We start from the raw sequence: 17,908 nt of genomic DNA, 5'->3' as shown, positions 1-17,908 counted from the left end.
TATGCCTATTATGATTAAAATAAATTCTCACTATCGAAAACTACAGTCGTCATATCTGTTTGTAGAAATAGCAAAACGGGTCAAGAGCTTTCAGGAAACAAATCCTGACAAGAATATTATCAAGCTGGGAATTGGTGATGTCACCCGTGCCTTGAGCCCAAGCATTATCAAGGCTTTCCAGGAAGCTGTAAACGAGATGGGCCAGGACAGCAGTTTCCGCGGCTACGGACCGGAACAGGGTTATGCATTTCTGAGGGAAGCAATTGCCGAGCATGACTATCTGAGCCGCGGAGCTCATATTTCTGCAGATGAAATCTTTATTTCTGATGGTGCAAAATGTGACACCGGAAATATTCTGGAAATTCTTGATCAGGATATACGGATCGCAGTACCCGATCCCGTGTATCCAGTCTATGTCGACAGCACTGTCATGAGTGGCCGAACCGGAGCAATTGACAACAAGCGTTACAGCGGCTTGACCTATCTTGAAGGAAATCTGGAGAATGGGTACGTACCAATGCCCGGAACTGACCTCAAGGCTGATGTTATTTTTCTCTGTTTCCCGAACAACCCTACAGGAGCAGTTGCCAGCCGGGAGCAGCTGACAGCATGGGTTGAATATGCTCATCAGAATGGAGCTCTCATTTTATTTGATGCAGCATATGAGGCATTTATTCAGAATCCTGATATACCTCACTCTATATATGAAATCCCGGGAGCCAGAGATGTAGCTATTGAATTCCGGAGTTTCTCCAAGACAGCTGGCTTTACAGGTACACGCTGTGCATTCACCGTAGTACCAAGCTCACTGCAGGGCCAGGATTCCGAAGGAAACCAGATTTCACTATGGGAACTGTGGAACCGAAGACAATCAACCAAATTCAACGGAGTTTCATACCCTGTACAGAAAGCGGCTGCTGCAATTTACAGTGAGCAGGGAAAGAAAGAAACCACTGAACAGATCAAATACTATCTGGAAAATGCAGCGATAATCAGAGAAACCATGGAGGCGGCCGGCTATACGGTTACCGGCGGAACTGATTCACCATATATCTGGATTTCAGTCGCGGGTGACAGTTGGGATTTTTTTGACAAACTGCTGAATGAAGCTGCAGTCGTATGTACTCCGGGTACCGGCTTTGGACGCGCCGGTGAAGGCTGCATCCGGATCAGTGCCTTTAACCACAGAGATAAAGTAATCGAGGCGATGGAGAGAATCCGCCCGATCTTATCGAGGTAGTCAGCACGCACCAGACAGCAGCAGTCAGATATGTTTTTCCAGCTCCAGTTCAGCCTCTTCCAGAAAGCGGCTGAACTGATGGTGCAACTGTTTGAAATAATGCAGGGCAGCGCCTTTCTGCCGCTCTGCACAGCTCTCCTCTACCATATGCGCAGCTTTCGCAAGGGGAATTGCCTCCAGGTGCCCAGCGCCGCCTTTCAGGCCGTGTGCCATTATTCTGGCATTATCAAACTGGCCAGCCCGTATGTCGCTTTCAATTGTTGACACCTGCTCACGTCCCCGCTCACAGAATGATTTAAGCACCCTGTGAAGCACATCTGTTTTACCCATGAACGTATCAAGAGCCTCATCGTAAGAGAAAACCAGTCCATCAGTCTCATCATTTATGTCAACAGCATTAGCACCATCAGATATATTGTCCGGATCTTTCTCCAGATATTCCCGAAGTAATGGATAAACATCCTTAGCCTTGAAAGGCTTCGGTAAATATCCGTTCATACCGGCTTTCAGGCATTTTTCGCGTTCTCCCTGCAAGGCATTAGCAGTCACTCCGATAATCGGCATACTCCGCCCGATGTTCCGGATTCTGGCACTTGCGTCATAACCATTCATTACCGGCATTTGCACGTCCATAAATACTATGTCGTAATCCTTACCGATGCATTTTTCTACAGCATCCAGACCATTCACCGCTGTCTCAACCTTCAAGCCGCAGTACTCCAGAATAGTGACGAAAAGACTTCTATTGACTTCATGATCCTCTACAATCAGCGCAGATGAACTCAAACGAGGTGCAGATCCCGAAAGATCCCGGACTGGTTCATCTGCACTTTCCTCGGTTGATTCAAGCGATGGTAGATCCAGTTCCTCCAGCAGTACGGACTGGGTTTTCTGCAGCAATTCACTTACACGCAATGGCTTGGTAATATAGTTATCAAACCAGCCTAGTCGCTTCATTTTGGCATCGGCACCAAGCTGACCGTTCGGCACCATAAGAATCAGACGTGTCGCATTTATCTCTGTGTCTGAATTAATATCACCAGCGATCTGCCAGCCATCCATTCCATCGAGCAGAAGATCGATTATTGCGAGATCATACGGCGCTCCGTCTGAAGCTGCCCTTTTCAGGCTTTCAAGCGCTGCAGTTCCAGTAGCAACTGAATCAGCATGCAAACCCCAGGAATTCATATACCTGGAAATAACACGTGATGATTCTCTACGGTCGTCAACGATCAGAACACGTTTACCAACCAGATCCGGTATATTCTGAAGGGGAAATGTCCGGATTTCAGCCGGGTTCATTGGAATTTCTACCCAGAAGACCGATCCGGTGTCAATTTTGCTCCGAACACCAATTCTCCCCTTCATAAGTTCCACGAGATTGCGGCAGATAGAAAGTCCGAGGCCTGTCCCTCCGAATTTTCGCGTTGTAGAACTATCTACCTGCTGGAATGCACGAAACAACTTATTGATCTGGTTTTCCGGAATTCCGATACCTGTATCTGCAACCTCAATCCTCAGCCAGTTGTTACCTTGCCCGGTTTGTCTGGCAGTTCTCACCCTGACTGATATTGTGCCGCTGGAAGTAAATTTAAGAGCGTTGCTGAGGAAATTGACTATTACCTGTCTGAGTCTCAGCGGATCACCATAAAAACGGCTCGGGATATCAGGTCCAAAGTCAACAACAAGCTCAATACCTTTCCTGTGAACATCCTGACTTACCATATCTGCAGCATCCTCTATGGTCTCATGCAGATTAAAATCAATTATCTCGAGATGAAGCTTCCCGGCTTCAATTTTGGAAAGATCGAGTACATCGTTTACAAGCGCTAATAATATATCAGCCGAGAATTGAATCTGGCCAGCATATTCACGTTGTTCTACATCAAGGCTGGTATCCAGCAACAGCTCAGACATTCCCATGATTGTGTGAATAGGAGTCCTGATCTCATGGCTGACATTAGCAAGAAAATCAGATTTTGATCTGGTTGCCTGTAGTGCCCGTTCGCGTTCCTGAATAAGCTTCTGTTCGCTCAGCTTCTGATGCGTGGTATCTCCAACAACAGCAAATACAAAAGGTGTAAGACTATCTGACTTGATACTGCTGATATTCAGGCTCCACCAGCCGCATCGCTCACCAATTTTATAGGAAACATCACTGGTAAAATTACAGGTACTGCTGCTCTGCATTGCGGACTTGAAAATATCCCTGAAAACAGGTCTGGAATCCGGATGAAGAAAATCCTCAAACACTGCCTGCTTGACTTCAGAGCTCGAGCAGGCAAGCAGCTCCAGCGCGCTTCGATTGGAATACAACACCCTGGTGTCGGATCCAAGCACAAGAACTCCTTGCGGCAGATAGTCAAAAATAAGCTGAAATTGCTCTCCGTACGCGCTCACCTATCCTCCATATGAATAATTACTGTCAGGAAAAATCAATCTGAAGAACTTCTACAGCTTTAGTCCTGAGCTGCTGAGGTTTCAATGGTTTGATCAGATAACTTTTCACACCATTCTGCAAGGCAGTAATTACCGCATCCTTGCGGGAGACTGCAGAAAAAACAATAACAGGGGGCAGCTCATCTGAACTGTAATTTTTGCGGAGATGCTGAAGAACCTTGAAACCGTCCATTTCGGGCATCATAAGATCCAGAAATACCAGATCGAAATTACTGAAATCAGCGTCCTCAATAAACCGCTTTCCATTATTGAACACCTCAACAAGGCACTTTGCGTCTTCAAAAGTTGACCGTGTCAGCTCCTGAATAACTGGATCATCATCTACGATTGCTACCCTGGCTCCGGATAGAATAGATTCGTTTATTTCAACCTCTGCCTTTTCCGTGGAGAAACGCATATTTATTGCTTCGGTTTTTCCACTGCGGCTACGGTTAATAAATGTTTCACTGTCCTGCTGCCCTGCCTGCAGAATTGGCATAGCTTCCGCCAGTGATCTTACAAGCTTCATTCCGGAAAAATCGGAGTTGTTATGCAGCATTTTTTCCACTACCGGGGACTGGGTCAGCATAACCACATTTCTGATTTTTGCACCGGAGCTTTCGATTACTGTTTCAAGCAGACTGCGAAGCTTGATTGAATCAGCAGAGCTTATATCAACACCGCTCAACATTATGAGTATGCGAGGACTGTTAATATTATAAAGATCCACGAGTTCACTGATCTTGAACTGAAGCAGATCAATTTTATCTACATTCAATCCCAATGCAACCTCCAGAAAAAGCATTCCGTCATTTACATGAGCTTCTATCAGAGACGGTGTATCATCAACACTGATATTCATTTTCAGATACAAACCAACGGCAGCAATAAATTCATCAAGTTTTATTGGTTTGAAGAAAAATTTCTTGACTCCATAACTGCCGATTTTCACAATATCCTCACGGCCTATCTTGGATGAAACCATAATCACCGGCACTTTGGCCGTATTAGGATCGGACATTTTTGCCTTAAGTACTTCTTCAGCGCTTATACGGCTCAGATGAAAATCCATAATAATCAGATCGGGATGAACCGAACGCATTTTCGAGATTGCATCTACTCCGTTTATGGCGAGTGATACAGAAATATCCAGTCGTTCCAGTTTTTGAGTTACAAATCGCCTGAATGGCTTGGACTCATCTATTAAGAGTACTTTCCTCATATAATTATTTGTACTTGTTCGCGAGCAGGATTTCAAGCTAATATGCCTTATGAGGCGATTTTATTTATTTCTCTTCCTGATTATAACAGGAATGATTTCTCCACAGCTGATTGCCGCCGAGCAGATAATGCCTCCTGCCGTCAGTTTTGACCTTGATCCAAGAATATTCGGTGCAAATCTTAATATCAACTTCGGGTTTCTATCAGAGTATACAGACAGCTGGACCCAGCTTCATACCAGAATTGGCGCTGCCTGGGAAAAAGAGGAATACCATCGCACAAGTGACGGCAGTCTCTACTTCGCGGAATCAGAAGCGGACATAGCCAGAACACAGCACAATAGATTCGAGGCAAACACCGGAATAGGTATTTTACAGGGAATAGGATGGAACACAGTTGCGAATCGTCCGGATATAATTCTCTATCTGTATGTTAACAGCAGTTATGATTACCATATTCAGGATGAAAACCTGGATCAACTGGTTTTTGAATCAGGATACCCGGACAGCGAATCAAGCCTGACCAACAGTATACGGGCAGGTCTGTATCAGGACAATATCAGAAAGCAAAACAGGGTATCCCAGGGGTTCTACAGAGAAATCGCAATAGAATATGGTCCTCGATGGCTGGCAAACACACTGTTTGGAGATGCAGAATATCTCAGACTGCATGGCCGATACAGTATTCATCAACCACTGTTTACACCAGGCTTGTATCTGGTGAATACAGTGTTTGCTGATGTACTCTGGGGCACAGAACTGAATGGCTCTACCGTCCCACTGAATCAGCGTGCACGCCTCGGTGGATTCAAGGGCAGACGGGGATTAGGAGGCACTGTAAGAGGTTTCGGAAAAGGTCGATTTGATGCAGATATCAAACTGGCAAACGGCCTGGATATTCGATACAGTTTCCCTGAGATCCAGGCTATACAAACCCGGATCAGTCTCATAGGATATTGGGATACAGGATACTACAGAGGCCTGAGAGGGATGCCAATTGCCGACGAGAGTGAAGAAAGTCTGGATAAACCGGCTGCTGGATGGCTGACATCCAATGGCATCGGTGCGGCGGTCACTATTCTCGATCAGGCAACTATTGCTGTATATCTCGACTATGCATGGTTCGGCCCGGTTGTGCATGAAAGCACAAGAATCCACCCCTTCTCGATAGGCTTCGGTTTCCATCTCTGAAGTTTTTATGCTATATTTCATTCATGAATGACCACACTGACAACAACTCCAGTCCGATTGAGGGACTGTCTGCAGGCCACAGTTTTATAAAGCTTCCGGATCTTGATTCGGTCGATTTTTCAGAACTGCTGAACACAGCAATAATATCTTCCTCTGGCTGGCGATTTATTGCTGCGCCAGACGGGGAAGAAGATGACTCCGAAGAACTTTCGGAAGCAGGTGCTGCTCTTGTCTGGCTGATGTCAAATGCTATCGCAGAATATTTTATTGAGAATCATGGTAAATCCTGCCGTTTGCTGCTAGCCTGCGACTCAAGACCTACAGGGGCATCAGCAGCAAGCATAGTCATGAGGGTATGTACAGCTCACTCTATTGATATCAGGTATGCATTTATCTGTGCATCCCCTGAATTGATGGCTTATGCATCTGCCGATCCGGAAGCGAACGGTTTCATCTATATTTCTGCAAGCCATAATCCAGTCGGTTATAACGGCTTCAAACTTGGAGGTTCGGGAGGAGGAGTATTTTCCGGTACCGAGTCAGAGATTCTCTCATCAAAGCTTTTCAGACTGGCTCAAGACCGACAGAGCCAGGTGAGCTACCTGGATGCGTATAATCAGGTATCTGCACAAAAAATCAGCGAATTACTCGAACAGTCACCAATATGGAAAAAAGCTGCCATGTCGGCTTATCACAACTGGACTAATATCATCGCGTTTGACAACAATGACAACCTGTCAAACCAGCTGCGGGAACAAATCTCCCGGCAACCCATTGGAATAGTACAGGACATGAACGGTAGTGCCCGCTGCTGCAGCATAGATGATGAGTATTTTTCCGGATTAGGCTGTAAAATACACGGACTCAATCCCGGTGTCAGAAATTTCACCCATGCAATAGTTCCTGAAGGTGATTCTCTTATTCCCTGCCAGAAAGAGCTGGAACGGGTACATGAGTCCGAACCTGAATACATAATCGGTTACGTACCTGACAATGACGGCGATCGGGGCAATCTGGTAATCCACGATGGAAAGAAAGCGCGAACCGTCGGAGGTCAGGAGGTATTTGCACTAGGCATGCTGGCAGAACTTACCTGGCTGGTGTACAGCGGACAGATCAGCTATGACAATCAAGGCAAACTGACTACACGCGCTGCAGTTGTCGTGAATTGCGCCACCAGCCTGAGAATAGATACTCTGTGTGCCATATTCGGAGTAGAAATTTTCCGTGCTGAGGTAGGTGAAGCAAATGTAGTAGAATTAGCAGAGAAGCTCAGAGCAAAAGGCTACATAGTCAGAATATTAGGAGAAGGATCCAATGGTGGTACAATTCTACACCCTGCCAGAATAAGGGATCCACTGAATACTCTGACCTCATTAATTAAATTCCTGCGCCTGCCGCCTAACCCTGTTGGAAAAACACCCTGGCTTATCTGGCGGGAGTTAAGAATGAGCTATGCTCAGCAGCAGTATGAAAATGACTACAACATGCCTGAAGAAGGCGACCTGAATGATGCGCTGAATAGTATACCGGTATTTCAGACGACCGGGGCATACGAGGATCGGGCTGTCATCCGTGGAACCAGTAAAAACCACGGCCGTCTGAAAGAAGAATATGAAAAGCTGCTTCTGGAATACTGGGAAAGAAATCACCAGAAGCTCCTCGAAAGATATGGATTTTTTACGTTCAGAGTCTTTAATACTGAGGGCACAGAGCTACGCGGTGGAATGGGTAAAGAATATCGCAGGGGAAATCAATCTGGTGGGTTTACGGTCTTATTCAAGGACTCGCAAGGTAAACCACTGGCTTTTTTCTGGATGAGAGGGTCAAAAACCGAACCTGTTTTCAGAATCATGACGGATATAGAATCCCGAGACCCCCGGGATGAAATTGATCTATTCAACGATCATCGAGAGATGGTCATGGCGGCTAATAAAGCAGCTATACAGGACGAGCAGGAGCAGACATGAGTTTACAGCCAAGATTTCCACTACATATCTATAATTCCAGAACCAGGAGCCGAGAAGAGTTTACTCCGCTCCATGATGATCACGTAGGGATGTATGTTTGTGGCCCAACGGTTTATGGTGATACTCATCTCGGTAATGCCAGACCGGCTATCACATTTGATGTCATTTTCAGATTTTTCACACTTTATGGGTACAAGGTGCGCTACATCCGCAACATAACAGATGTAGGACATCTTGAGGATGAACAGCGGGAAAGCGGAGAAGACAAGATTGCCAAAAAAGCAAGAATTGCCAAGCTTGAGCCAATGGAAATTGCACAGACATATACAAATCAATACCGGAGTCTGCTCTCACGCATGTCTGTTCTGCCTCCAAGCATTGAACCGACAGCAAGTGGGCATATTATCGAACAGCAGGATATTATCCAGCGAATAATCGATGCAGGATATGCCTATGAGAGTCATGGCTCTATCTATTTTGATTTGCATAAGTTCGCGAAGGATCACCCATACGGCGGTCTTTCAGGCAAAAACATGGAAGAACTCCTGTCAGGCACAAGAAATACCCAGGGCTTGCAGGAAAAAAAGAGCCCGCTGGATTTTGCACTCTGGAAATCCGCTGACACAGCCCACATCATGCGCTGGAAATCTCCATGGGGCATTGGATTCCCCGGCTGGCACCTGGAATGTACAGCAATGAGCACAAAATATCTCGGCGAAAGTTTCGATATACACGGCGGAGGACTGGATCTTCAGTTCCCTCATCACGAAGCAGAAATCGCACAGAACCGGGCTGCCTTTGGAAGCGATCCTGCCCGCTTCTGGATACATAACAACATGTTGACTATTGATGGTCAGAAAATGAGTAAGAGCCTTGGAAACTTCGTAACGCTGCATGAGCTCTACTCCGGGACGCACAAGCTGTTCCCCCGTAGATTCAGCCCGGTCAGCATCCGTTTTTTCATGCTGCAGGCGCATTACCGCAGTCCGATTGACCTCTCAGCAGATGCCCTGCAGGCTGCTGAAAAAGGCCTACATCGTCTGGCTGAAGGAAATCGTCTTGTTGCGGAAATCTGCGGTGAAAGAGCACTTGAAAAACTCTGTCCTGGTGATAATTACGGATTTATCAGCCTCAGCAGCAGCGGAAAGCTAGAATTCGAACTGGATGAACAGCTTCACGCGGCAGTATGGGATTCGGTTTTGAATGCTGAGAGCGAGGATACAGCTGCAGAAAAGAATGCAACGCCGGAAAGCAGCAGAAAGCACATAATTCTACGTATTGCAAGGTTCTACAAGCACATGGCTGAAGACTTCAATACTGCCAAAGCAATAGCCGATCTCTTCGAACTTGTACATATGGCAGGCAGAATATCAGCCGGTCAGATTCCTGCTCCGGATCAAGAATGTCTCAGACTATTATATGAGAGTTTCACAGTATTTTACCTGGGTGTGTTAGGCCTCGGCGGTGAACAGAATACCGAGAACGATAGAGTAGAACAGCTTGTCAGTATTCTGATTGACTTCCGCAATCAGGCAAGGGCCGATAAGGACTGGGCTGCCGCAGATAAGATCAGAGACACTCTCAAGGATCTTGGGATAACTATTCTGGACAGCAAGGAAGGAACCAGCTTCCGCTTGTAGGCAGGCCGGCTCATACGGAATTAAGACCGTCAGGTTTCATTCAAACGGATATGCTCATTCTCTGCTACTATGAAGCCCTCAGCAGTGAGGGCTTCGGCAGCTGCCTCGACACGGTATAATGGGAATCCGGTCTGCTCGGCAGCAATGCGAATGGTACTTACTCCTTCACGCTGCAGTAGCCGAAGAATTCGACCTCTCAGCTGACGCTGGGAGTTTTCGAAAGGGGCCTGTTTAATGTAGTGCCTGCTCCTTCTGTTGGGATTATCAGGCATCATCTTCATAGCTGCTCCCAGATCCATCAAGGCATAATACCATTCCCTGGGATTCTCCTTATCAAGCGAGGCTTCGATCAACGGTAAAAGCTGCTTGTCAGAAACATCAGAAACATCAGGATAATAGTAGTGCAGGAAGACCCTGCGGATATTCGTCTCAATAAATACGATCGGAAGATTATGAGCAAATGCAGTCAGGCTGCCTGCTGTATTCGGGCCGATTCCAGGCAGTTGAAGAAGCTCATTATATTCCAGTGGGAGCAAGCCCGAATAATCACTGACAATGATCCGAGCTGATTCAAGAAGAAATTTGGCACGGCGGTTATACCCGAGACCTGTCCAGAGCGCCAGCACCTCCGGCAAATGCGTCTGTGACAGAGAAAAGAAATCAGGAAACTGCTCAAGAAATGCTTCGTATTTGGGTAAAACACGAGCTGTCTGTGTTTGCTGAAGCATGATTTCGCTCAGGAAAACAGAGTAATGGTCCCGGGTCTCCCGCCAGGGGAACTTCCGTCCGTTCTCACTATAATAATCCCAGACCATAGAGCGGAAGTCAGAGAGGGAGAAGTTTCCATTCAGCTCAGGAATTACCATTTGATGATTTTCTTCGCTTCTCTGCTTTTCGCTGAATCCTGTTCCAGACTCCGGTAAGGCCCATTGCTTTTTTGGCCTCGATCAGCGTGTCTCTGGCTACTTCCCGCATTCTCTGGGTGCCTTCAAAAATCACCTCATCTACAAGGCCGGAATCAGCCTCAATCTTTACCCGTCTCTCCCTTATGGGATCGAGAAAATTATTGATTGCTGCTGCCAGTTTATCTTTTACTTCGACATCTCCAACTTTACCCTTGCGATAGCGGTCTTTTAGATCCTCAACTTCTTTCACATCCGGATTGAAGATATCATGGTACATGAATACCGGATTCCCCTCGACAGTACCAGGGACATCAGCACTCACACGATTCGGATCTGTATACATGGAACGGACCCTCTTCTCGACTGTTCTGGAGTCATCGGACAGCATAATTGTATTACCAAGAGACTTCGACATTTTAGCATTTCCATCGGTACCCACAAGGGTTGGAACCTCTCCAACCAATACATCCGGAACCGGAAAAACTTCACCATAGAGGTTATTAAAACGACGTGCAATTTCTCTGGTTAATTCGACATGAGCTACATTGTCCTTACCTACCGGTACGATATGGGCTCTTGGAAGAAGAATGTCTGCAGACTGCAGGACAGGATATCCAAGCAGCCCAAATGGCATTTCAGATAAATCTGCAGCTCTGGCCATATCCTTGAGACTGGGAAGCCGCTGCAGTCTTGGTACAGTGACCAGCATTTCAAAAAAAAGATTTAATTCATATACCTCATGAACAGCAGACTGAAGATATATGGTTGTAGATTCGGGATCGATACCGCAAGCCAGATAATCAGTCACCATTTCACGGGCGTTCTCACTAATTGCTTCAATATCTTTTTTATCAGATTTGGTTGTTAGAAGATGAAGATCCGCTATGAGGAAAAATGATTCATATTGACTCTGCAACTTGACCCTGTTTTTGATTGAACCTACATAATGACCCAAATGCAGCCGACCAGTAGGTCGATCTCCTGTCAGTAGACGCTTACTCATGATAGCCTCACTTATCTGCCTGTTGATTGTTGTGTTTATTGTTCATTCAGAGAAGCAGTTACAGCTGACTTCTCCTCATTATCATCCTGCAATTCCATCGTTTTGGCAACCGTTTTACCTGTTTCCATCAGTATGCTGATTCCCTGCAGGCTGGGGATATTGCCGCATATAATCTTGATAACCATTGTAAGTGGAACAGCCAGAAACATTCCGACTATACCCCAGAGCCATCCCCAGAACAACAGAGAAAAGATGATTACCACCGGACTGAGGTTCAGTCGATCACCCTGCAGCTTTGGATCAACGATATTTCCAATGATCAGCTGGGAAAGCCACATGATCGATAAAGCAATGATAATCGCCTGGGGCTCAGGATAAAACTGAACAACAATAAAAAGAAAACTGACAGCACTGATAATGATCGATCCGATATTTGGTATAAAATTGAATAAAAAGGTCAGAATCCCCCAGATTATCGCAAAATCAACACCGACAAGTCCAAACCCGACAGCAACTATTCCGCCAGTAAATCCACTGGTCAGAATTTTCAGACCGATATAGTGACCTACCTGCTGATTAATATGAATTGTCAGATCGAGTATTTTCTTTGAACGATTACCTTTTAATGCAGCTTCCATTTTGTCCCCTATATATGGAGCCTCCACAAGAATGAAAAGCAGAAACAGCATTACCATGACAAAACCGGAAAGAAAACTTATAAATCCCCCGGACAAGGAGAAAAGATAAGCACTGACTGTGCGTAGAATATTAAGCTCGGCCACTATTTCCTGGGGTATATCAAAATTCGCTGCAAGGGCTTCAATAATCTCGATAAATCTGCGCTGATAGCCGGGGAACTGTCTTAGAAGCTGCTGACCACTGGTATAAAGTATAAAACCCACGAGGAAACCAACACCAAGTATCAGTAAAAGAACAACACTAATTGCCAGGATCCTGGGGACATGAAAAGATGTAAGTTTGCGAATTATCGGATATACGGCAAAGGCCAGCAAGCCGGCAATTACCAGTGGAAGAACAAAAGAACCAATCATGTGCAGCACTGTACCGACAAGCACCAGGGCAATAATAGATAAAAGAGCAGTTTGCAAACGATGATTTTCCATATAAGTAAAATACCATGTTCAGCTTATAAACGTCTATGCATCTCTGTCTGAGACTTTTTCCACTGCATAACTTGACAATAGATGTCTGGAGAAGCTTAATATGATCATGAATGCAGACAACTTTGATGTTATAGTTATTGGTGGAGGCCCGGCTGGATTAATGGCTGCCGGCAGAGCAGCAGAAAATGGCGCACGGACTCTGCTGCTGGAAAAAAATCCGGCCCCCGGCAAGAAACTGCTGCTGACAGGCGGGGGGCGCTGTAATTTCACTAATGCTGAAACTGATCTCCATCGTCTTGCTGCCCGATATACCGGTGGTGAAAAAGCATTACTGAGCCCCTTTCATAAATTCAGTCCTTCTGAAGTGCTGCGCTTCTTTCAGGATCGCGGCATGGACTACAAGATCGAGGATAACCTAAGGGCCTTCCCTGTTTCAGATGACAGCCGTAGTGTACTTCGGGTATTACGCGAATATGCAGTCGAATCGGGTGTCACAATCCGCTGTAAACACCCGGTTGATTCACTCTTGATCTCAGAAAATAAATATCAAGGGGTCGTCAGTGGTGGAAAGCAGATTCATTCTGCAACCTGTATTCTGGCAACGGGAGGTCTTGCCCGCCCGGAGACGGGTTCGAGTGGTGATGGATTTAAATGGCTTTCTGCTGCCGGACATCGGATTATTCAGCCAGAACCGTCGCTGGTTCCAATTATTACCAGGGAAAAATGGATTGCAAATCTTAAAGGCCTCGCATTTCAGGAAGCCGGAATAAGTGCCGGGTCAGGAGAAAAAATGGAAGTGCGGGCAGTTGGCAAGATTCTCTTCACTCATTTTGGATTAAGCGGACCAGGCATCCTCAACCTTGCTAGTGAAATAAACAACATGGCTGTTGAAGCCAGAAGCCGGAAGATGCGGGTTCAAATTCATATAGATTTATTTCCTTATCTTGACCATGCTCAGCTTGACACAATAATCCTGGAAAAAATTGCCGCATCTCCCAAACGAAAATTTCTTAAAATTATGGAGGAAATTATTCCGTCCAGGCTGGCTATTGAGTTTTGCCGGCAGGGTTTAATGTCATCGGATCTTATCTGCAGCTCTGTCCCGAAGTCGGAACGTAAAAATATAGTACAGATCTGCAAGGATATTTGTCTCACCTTTCAATCTCTGCAAAATGAGGACTGGGCGGTTGTCTCCAGCGGTGGTGTACCGACAGAAGAAATAGATTTCAGAACCATGGAATCAAAAAAAATATCAGGATTGTATATTGTCGGCGATATGATTCATATTAACCGTCCATCGGGAGGTTACAGCCTGCAGTTATGTTGGTCGACTGGTAGCTGTGCAGGAGAAGCTGCAGCCAGAGCTCTGAATTAACTCCATTAGAGTCAGTCTGCCAACTCTAAAACCCTGCTCTTGAATCTTGAGCCGATTACATCATGAACATCATTCATGATCATAAATACATCGGGGTCTTCCTGACGGACAATCATTTTCAGAGTACTGGTCTGCTGGATATTACAGGCGACAAAAAGGATGTTCTTGCTTGTACCCGAATACCCTCCTTCCCCATAATAGATTGTACATCCACGATCAAGCTCGTTGTACACACGCTGTTTTATCCTCTGTTCGGCATCACTGGATGAGCAGATAATAGTAGCAGTCTTGGTTCGGGACAAACCTTCAGTTATCATATCTGCGAACTTGGCAGTCAGAAAGAGTCCAAAATAACTCCAGATTATTATATTCAGATCCCTGAAAACCACCCCTATAAATATTATGATAATGGTATCGATCATCAGGAATCCATTGCCAATGGATATACCGAAATATTTCTTCAGGAGAGCAGCAGGGATATCTGTACCGCCTGTTGACGACTTCGATCGAAACATAATACCGACTCCTACACCAAGCAGCATTGAACCGGCAATGGCTGCCAGGAATATCTGATCAGTCATTGCAAGTTCGGTATTTACAGTAAAAACTCCATCAACAGTATTGTATTCTTCAATGATTTCTCTCATTATTCCCATATTATAGAGAGATGCTGGAGACAGAATATCTGTCATCGCAGAGGTCGCAAAGAACCCTGCAAGAGTTCCCATTCCAAACTGCTTACCAATTAGCAGAATTCCCATCAGCCACAGAGGAATATTCATGAGCATCATACTCATGCCGGCATTCCAGTGGAATATATGGAAAAAAATCTGGCTTAACCCACCAACGCCACCGGGTGCTATTTTGTACGGCAGCAGAAACCACGATAATCCTATACCGCATAAAAAACTTCCGATAAGAACACCTAAGGCATATTTATGGAATTCAAGTATTTTTCTATATCGATTTATCTTCATTTCACCAATCCTCTATGCACAAAAAAAGCCTGCAGATCAATATAATCTACAGGCTTATTCCGGATTGGCCAATCCTTAGAAATGGATAGCCCATCCTTCAGCGGTTCTGGCAGCTTCCATAACTGCTTCACTGATTGTTGGATGTGCATGAACCATTGTTGCTATATCTTCTGGAAGCAATTCTGCTTTTTTTGCCAGAAGCAGCTCGTGTATGAGTTCGGTAGCAGCACTACCGACAACATGAGCACCAAGTATTTCCTTACTATCAGGATCAAATAATATTTTAACCAGACCTTCGGGTTGTTCTATTGCAACCGCCTTTCCAGCTCCACGGTAGGGGAACACAGCAGTTTTAAATGCAATACCAGCAGCTTTTGCCTTTTCTTCACTATATCCGAAACTTCCGATCTGAGGCTCACAGTACACAGCAGAAGGAATCAAGAGCGGGTCGATTGTTGGCTCTGGTGCATGTCCTGCTATATATTCAACAGCGATTTCCCCTTCCTTGCTGGCAACATGTGCGAGCAGTGGTGAAGATGTTACATCTCCGATAGCATAAATACTGTCAACAGATGTTTTGTAGAAATCACCTACCCGTATAAATCCACGGTCTATAGCAACACCGACCTCCTCAAGACCAAGGCCGGAAGTGTTCGGAGCTCGTCCAACAGCTACCAGAAGCTTTTCTGCCTTCAGGCTGCTCTCTTTACCATCTGAAGCCTGCAAGCTGATCTCGAGAGTTTTACCCTTCTTCAATCCGACTGCTTTTGTGCCTGTAAGCATTTCAATTCCGGCACGTTCGAATTCCCTTGCAATCACCCCGGCAGTCTCAGCGTCTTCCAGGGGCAGAATTCGGTCCATTAATTCAACTACAGTGACCTTCACACCAAAGGAGTTCATCACAAACGCAAATTCCATTCCGATTGCACCGGCTCCCATAATGACAATGCTCTTCGGCAGTTTTTCAAGCATCAGAGCACCAGTAGAAGAAAGAATCTGCTTTTCATCAAATTCAAAACCAGGAATTTCGCGTGGTCTGGAGCCAGTGGCGACAATGACTGCTCTTCCGCTAATCTTTTTCTCCCCATCGACAGTAACTTCATGAGGACCTGAAATTCTGGCTTCACCAGTAATATATTCGACCTTGTTTTTTTTCAGCAGGCTCTGAACACCTTTACTCAGTCGCTGTGCAGCCTGACGGGACTTTTGATATACCTTTGAATAGTCAAAATTACTCTCATCTATCTTTAATCCCATGCTGCTGAGATCTTCCCGATGCCGAAAGACATCTGCCTGATGGATCAGGGATTTAGATGGAATACATCCAATATTAAGGCAGACACCACCTGGTTTGTCTTTCTCGATAACTGCGGCTTTCAGTCCGAGCTGATTTGCACGGATAGCAGCTACATACCCGCCTGGACCTGCTCCGATGATAACAACATCATAATCATAATCTGAGTTTTTCTCGCTCATGTAATGCTCCTTAAAATAATACCCGCACCGGTGATTCGATCATTCGCTTCAGCTCATGAATAAACCTGCCGCTCAAAGCGCCGTCAATTACGCGGTGATCACAACTGAGACTCATTGTCATGGTTTGCGCAATCTTGATCTGATCGTTGTCATCTACTACCGGAGTCTTCTGTGTCCTACCTAATGCAAGAATGGCGGCACCAGGAGGATTAATAATAGCGGTAAACTCATCCACTCCAAAAGAGCCGAGATTACTTATGGAAAAGCTTGCCCCGGTATACTCTTCAGGTTGAAGCCGGTTTTCTCTGGCTTTATCAATGAGCTCCTTGAGTTCAGCATCAATCTGACCTACACCTTTTGCCGCACAGTTTCTGACGATCGGGGTAATGAGTCCGTTCCCGAGATCGACAGCAAGTCCAATATCTATACTACCGAAATAGCGTATGCTGTCTTCCTGCCAGGATGCATTAACTCCAGGATACCGCTTTAGTGCTTCTGCAGCGAACTTCAGCATGAAGGCATTAAAACTGACCTTGTCTCTGGATTCAGAGTTCAGCATATTACGTGCAGATATCAGAGCATCCATCTGCACCGTGGACTTCACGTAATAATGAGGTGCCGAGAATTTACTCTCACTCAGGCGCCGTGCAATTACCTTACGCTTTCCTGCGACTGGCTCATCACGATCGGTCATAACCGGAGCAGAACCGGCTGCCGATGCTCCTTCCTGCCGTGGACTGAGCTGTGCTGGATTAGCATCTAGAATATCTGCCTTGACAATCCGGCCCCCGGGGCCACTGCCCTTAATAAGCCTTAAATCGATATTACGCCCTGCGGCCATCTTCCTTGCCAGCGGACTGGCCTTGATACCGTGGTCTGAAGCCGCGGGAGGTCGGGTTTGCGATGTTTCCTTCGATGCTGATGCAGCAGACATAGGCTTATCGGATCCGGAAGACTCCTTCCTTTCGCTGGCTGCATCCCCGGCCTTATCGGCGACGGCTGCTTTTACACTGTCCGCTTCAGACTTTTCTTCCTTCTGCTCAGCCTTTCTGTCGGCCGCTGATTTCTGTGATTTCAGTTCTTTTTCCAGATCACTGATATCTTCTCCGCTCTCGCCGATTATTCCTATAGGATCACCAACTTTTGCCGAGGATCCTTCCCCAAGAATAATCTTCAGTAGGACACCATCCTGGGTAGACTCATAATCCATCGTAGCTTTATCAGTCTCTACTTCACACAGCACATCACCAGCAGTGACTTCCTCGCCTTCTTTCTTACTCCAGGCAACAATGCTTCCGTCTTCCATGGTTGGTGACAATGCTGTCATTAATATTGCTTCTGCCATCCT

Annotated in this window: 13 protein-coding genes; 5 read left to right on the top strand and 8 right to left on the bottom strand. The window is 45.9% G+C overall.

Features of this window, described 5'->3' with window-relative positions; genetic code table 11:
* Positions 1 to 10 precede the first annotated feature (10 nt).
* A complete protein-coding gene (locus tag ACYQ2L_RS10475; RefSeq protein ID WP_460055126.1) occupies positions 11 to 1,240 on the top strand; it encodes an LL-diaminopimelate aminotransferase in 1,230 nt (409 codons plus the stop codon).
* Between the two features lie 24 nt (positions 1,241 to 1,264).
* Here ACYQ2L_RS10475 and ACYQ2L_RS10470 read toward each other — a convergent pair whose 3' ends face one another.
* Both ACYQ2L_RS10470 and ACYQ2L_RS10465 read right to left on the bottom strand, forming a co-directional pair.
* A complete protein-coding gene (locus ACYQ2L_RS10470) occupies positions 1,265 to 3,640 on the bottom strand; it encodes a response regulator (RefSeq protein ID WP_460055123.1) in 2,376 nt (791 codons plus the stop codon).
* A gap of 25 nt (positions 3,641 to 3,665) precedes the next feature.
* Positions 3,666 to 4,901, bottom strand: coding sequence for a response regulator (locus ACYQ2L_RS10465; protein ID WP_460055121.1), 1,236 nt, complete (start codon positions 4,899 to 4,901; stop codon positions 3,666 to 3,668).
* A 91-nt stretch (positions 4,902 to 4,992) separates the two neighbouring features.
* Between ACYQ2L_RS10465 and ACYQ2L_RS10460 the strand changes: the two genes are divergently transcribed.
* The 3 genes from ACYQ2L_RS10460 to cysS are packed head-to-tail and all read left to right on the top strand — an operon-like array spanning position 4,993 to position 9,700.
* Positions 4,993 to 6,090, top strand: a complete 1,098-nt coding sequence (locus ACYQ2L_RS10460) for a BamA/TamA family outer membrane protein (protein WP_460055119.1) — start codon at positions 4,993 to 4,995, stop codon at positions 6,088 to 6,090.
* A gap of 23 nt (positions 6,091 to 6,113) precedes the next feature.
* Entirely contained in the window at positions 6,114 to 8,060 is a 1,947-nt protein-coding gene (locus ACYQ2L_RS10455; RefSeq protein WP_460055117.1) for a phosphatidylglycerol lysyltransferase, read from the top strand.
* Positions 8,057 to 9,700 carry a cysteine--tRNA ligase gene (gene cysS, locus ACYQ2L_RS10450; protein WP_460055114.1) on the top strand — a complete coding sequence of 548 codons (1,644 nt, stop codon included), beginning with the start codon at positions 8,057 to 8,059 and terminating at the stop codon, positions 9,698 to 9,700. Before ACYQ2L_RS10455 ends, cysS begins: the two co-directional genes overlap by 4 nt.
* A 29-nt stretch (positions 9,701 to 9,729) precedes the next feature.
* Here cysS and ACYQ2L_RS10445 read toward each other — a convergent pair whose 3' ends face one another.
* From ACYQ2L_RS10445 to ACYQ2L_RS10435, 3 genes are read right to left on the bottom strand one after another with little or no spacing between them, the layout of a single operon-like run.
* Positions 9,730 to 10,566 carry an HhH-GPD family protein gene (locus tag ACYQ2L_RS10445; protein ID WP_460055111.1) on the bottom strand — a complete coding sequence of 279 codons (837 nt, stop codon included), beginning with the start codon at positions 10,564 to 10,566 and terminating at the stop codon, positions 9,730 to 9,732.
* Positions 10,553 to 11,611, bottom strand: coding sequence for a tryptophan--tRNA ligase (gene trpS / locus ACYQ2L_RS10440; protein WP_487247728.1), 1,059 nt, complete (start codon positions 11,609 to 11,611; stop codon positions 10,553 to 10,555). Before trpS ends, ACYQ2L_RS10445 begins: the two co-directional genes overlap by 14 nt.
* A gap of 32 nt (positions 11,612 to 11,643) precedes the next feature.
* Positions 11,644 to 12,732 (bottom strand): AI-2E family transporter, encoded by a 1,089-nt coding sequence (locus tag ACYQ2L_RS10435; RefSeq protein WP_460055105.1) that lies wholly within the window; start codon positions 12,730 to 12,732, stop codon positions 11,644 to 11,646.
* 100 nt (positions 12,733 to 12,832) lie between these two features.
* On the opposite strand from ACYQ2L_RS10435, the gene ACYQ2L_RS10430 reads away from it, so the two are divergent.
* The gene (locus ACYQ2L_RS10430) at positions 12,833 to 14,107 is read left to right on the top strand and encodes a BaiN/RdsA family NAD(P)/FAD-dependent oxidoreductase (RefSeq protein WP_460055100.1); all 1,275 of its coding nucleotides are present in this window, start codon (positions 12,833 to 12,835) and stop codon (positions 14,105 to 14,107) included.
* A gap of 11 nt (positions 14,108 to 14,118) precedes the next feature.
* Here ACYQ2L_RS10430 and ACYQ2L_RS10425 read toward each other — a convergent pair whose 3' ends face one another.
* The 3 genes from ACYQ2L_RS10425 to ACYQ2L_RS10415 form a co-directional block, all read right to left on the bottom strand.
* Positions 14,119 to 15,084 (bottom strand): YitT family protein, encoded by a 966-nt coding sequence (locus tag ACYQ2L_RS10425; RefSeq protein WP_460055097.1) that lies wholly within the window; start codon positions 15,082 to 15,084, stop codon positions 14,119 to 14,121.
* A 75-nt stretch (positions 15,085 to 15,159) separates the two neighbouring features.
* Complete coding sequence (lpdA, locus tag ACYQ2L_RS10420) at positions 15,160 to 16,560, bottom strand: dihydrolipoyl dehydrogenase (protein WP_460055095.1); 1,401 nt, start codon at positions 16,558 to 16,560, stop codon at positions 15,160 to 15,162.
* Positions 16,561 to 16,570: 10 nt separating this feature from the next.
* Positions 16,571 to 17,905 (bottom strand): pyruvate dehydrogenase complex dihydrolipoamide acetyltransferase, encoded by a 1,335-nt coding sequence (locus ACYQ2L_RS10415; protein WP_460055092.1) that lies wholly within the window; start codon positions 17,903 to 17,905, stop codon positions 16,571 to 16,573.
* Positions 17,906 to 17,908: the final 3 nt, after the last annotated feature.

This window comes from Spirochaeta dissipatitropha, assembly GCF_054657935.1.
The sequence above is the reverse complement of the archived record's forward strand: the minus strand, read 5'-3'. Positions and strand labels throughout refer to the sequence as shown.

Excerpts from the sequence above, each read along its gene's own strand:
- ACYQ2L_RS10415 (WP_460055092.1), bottom strand. The coding sequence starts at position 17,905 with ATGGCAGAAGCAATATTAATGACAGCATTGTCACCAACCATGGAAGAC.
- ACYQ2L_RS10455 (WP_460055117.1), top strand. The coding sequence starts at position 6,114 with ATGAATGACCACACTGACAACAACTCCAGTCCGATTGAGGGACTGTCT.
- ACYQ2L_RS10430 (WP_460055100.1), top strand. The coding sequence starts at position 12,833 with ATGATCATGAATGCAGACAACTTTGATGTTATAGTTATTGGTGGAGGC.
- ACYQ2L_RS10445 (WP_460055111.1), bottom strand. The coding sequence starts at position 10,566 with ATGGTAATTCCTGAGCTGAATGGAAACTTCTCCCTCTCTGACTTCCGC.
- cysS (WP_460055114.1), top strand. The coding sequence starts at position 8,057 with ATGAGTTTACAGCCAAGATTTCCACTACATATCTATAATTCCAGAACC.
- ACYQ2L_RS10460 (WP_460055119.1), top strand. The coding sequence starts at position 4,993 with ATGATTTCTCCACAGCTGATTGCCGCCGAGCAGATAATGCCTCCTGCC.
- ACYQ2L_RS10475 (WP_460055126.1), top strand. The coding sequence starts at position 11 with ATGATTAAAATAAATTCTCACTATCGAAAACTACAGTCGTCATATCTG.
- ACYQ2L_RS10435 (WP_460055105.1), bottom strand. The coding sequence starts at position 12,732 with ATGGAAAATCATCGTTTGCAAACTGCTCTTTTATCTATTATTGCCCTG.
- ACYQ2L_RS10425 (WP_460055097.1), bottom strand. The coding sequence starts at position 15,084 with ATGAAGATAAATCGATATAGAAAAATACTTGAATTCCATAAATATGCC.
- lpdA (WP_460055095.1), bottom strand. The coding sequence starts at position 16,560 with ATGAGCGAGAAAAACTCAGATTATGATTATGATGTTGTTATCATCGGA.
- ACYQ2L_RS10465 (WP_460055121.1), bottom strand. The coding sequence starts at position 4,901 with ATGAGGAAAGTACTCTTAATAGATGAGTCCAAGCCATTCAGGCGATTT.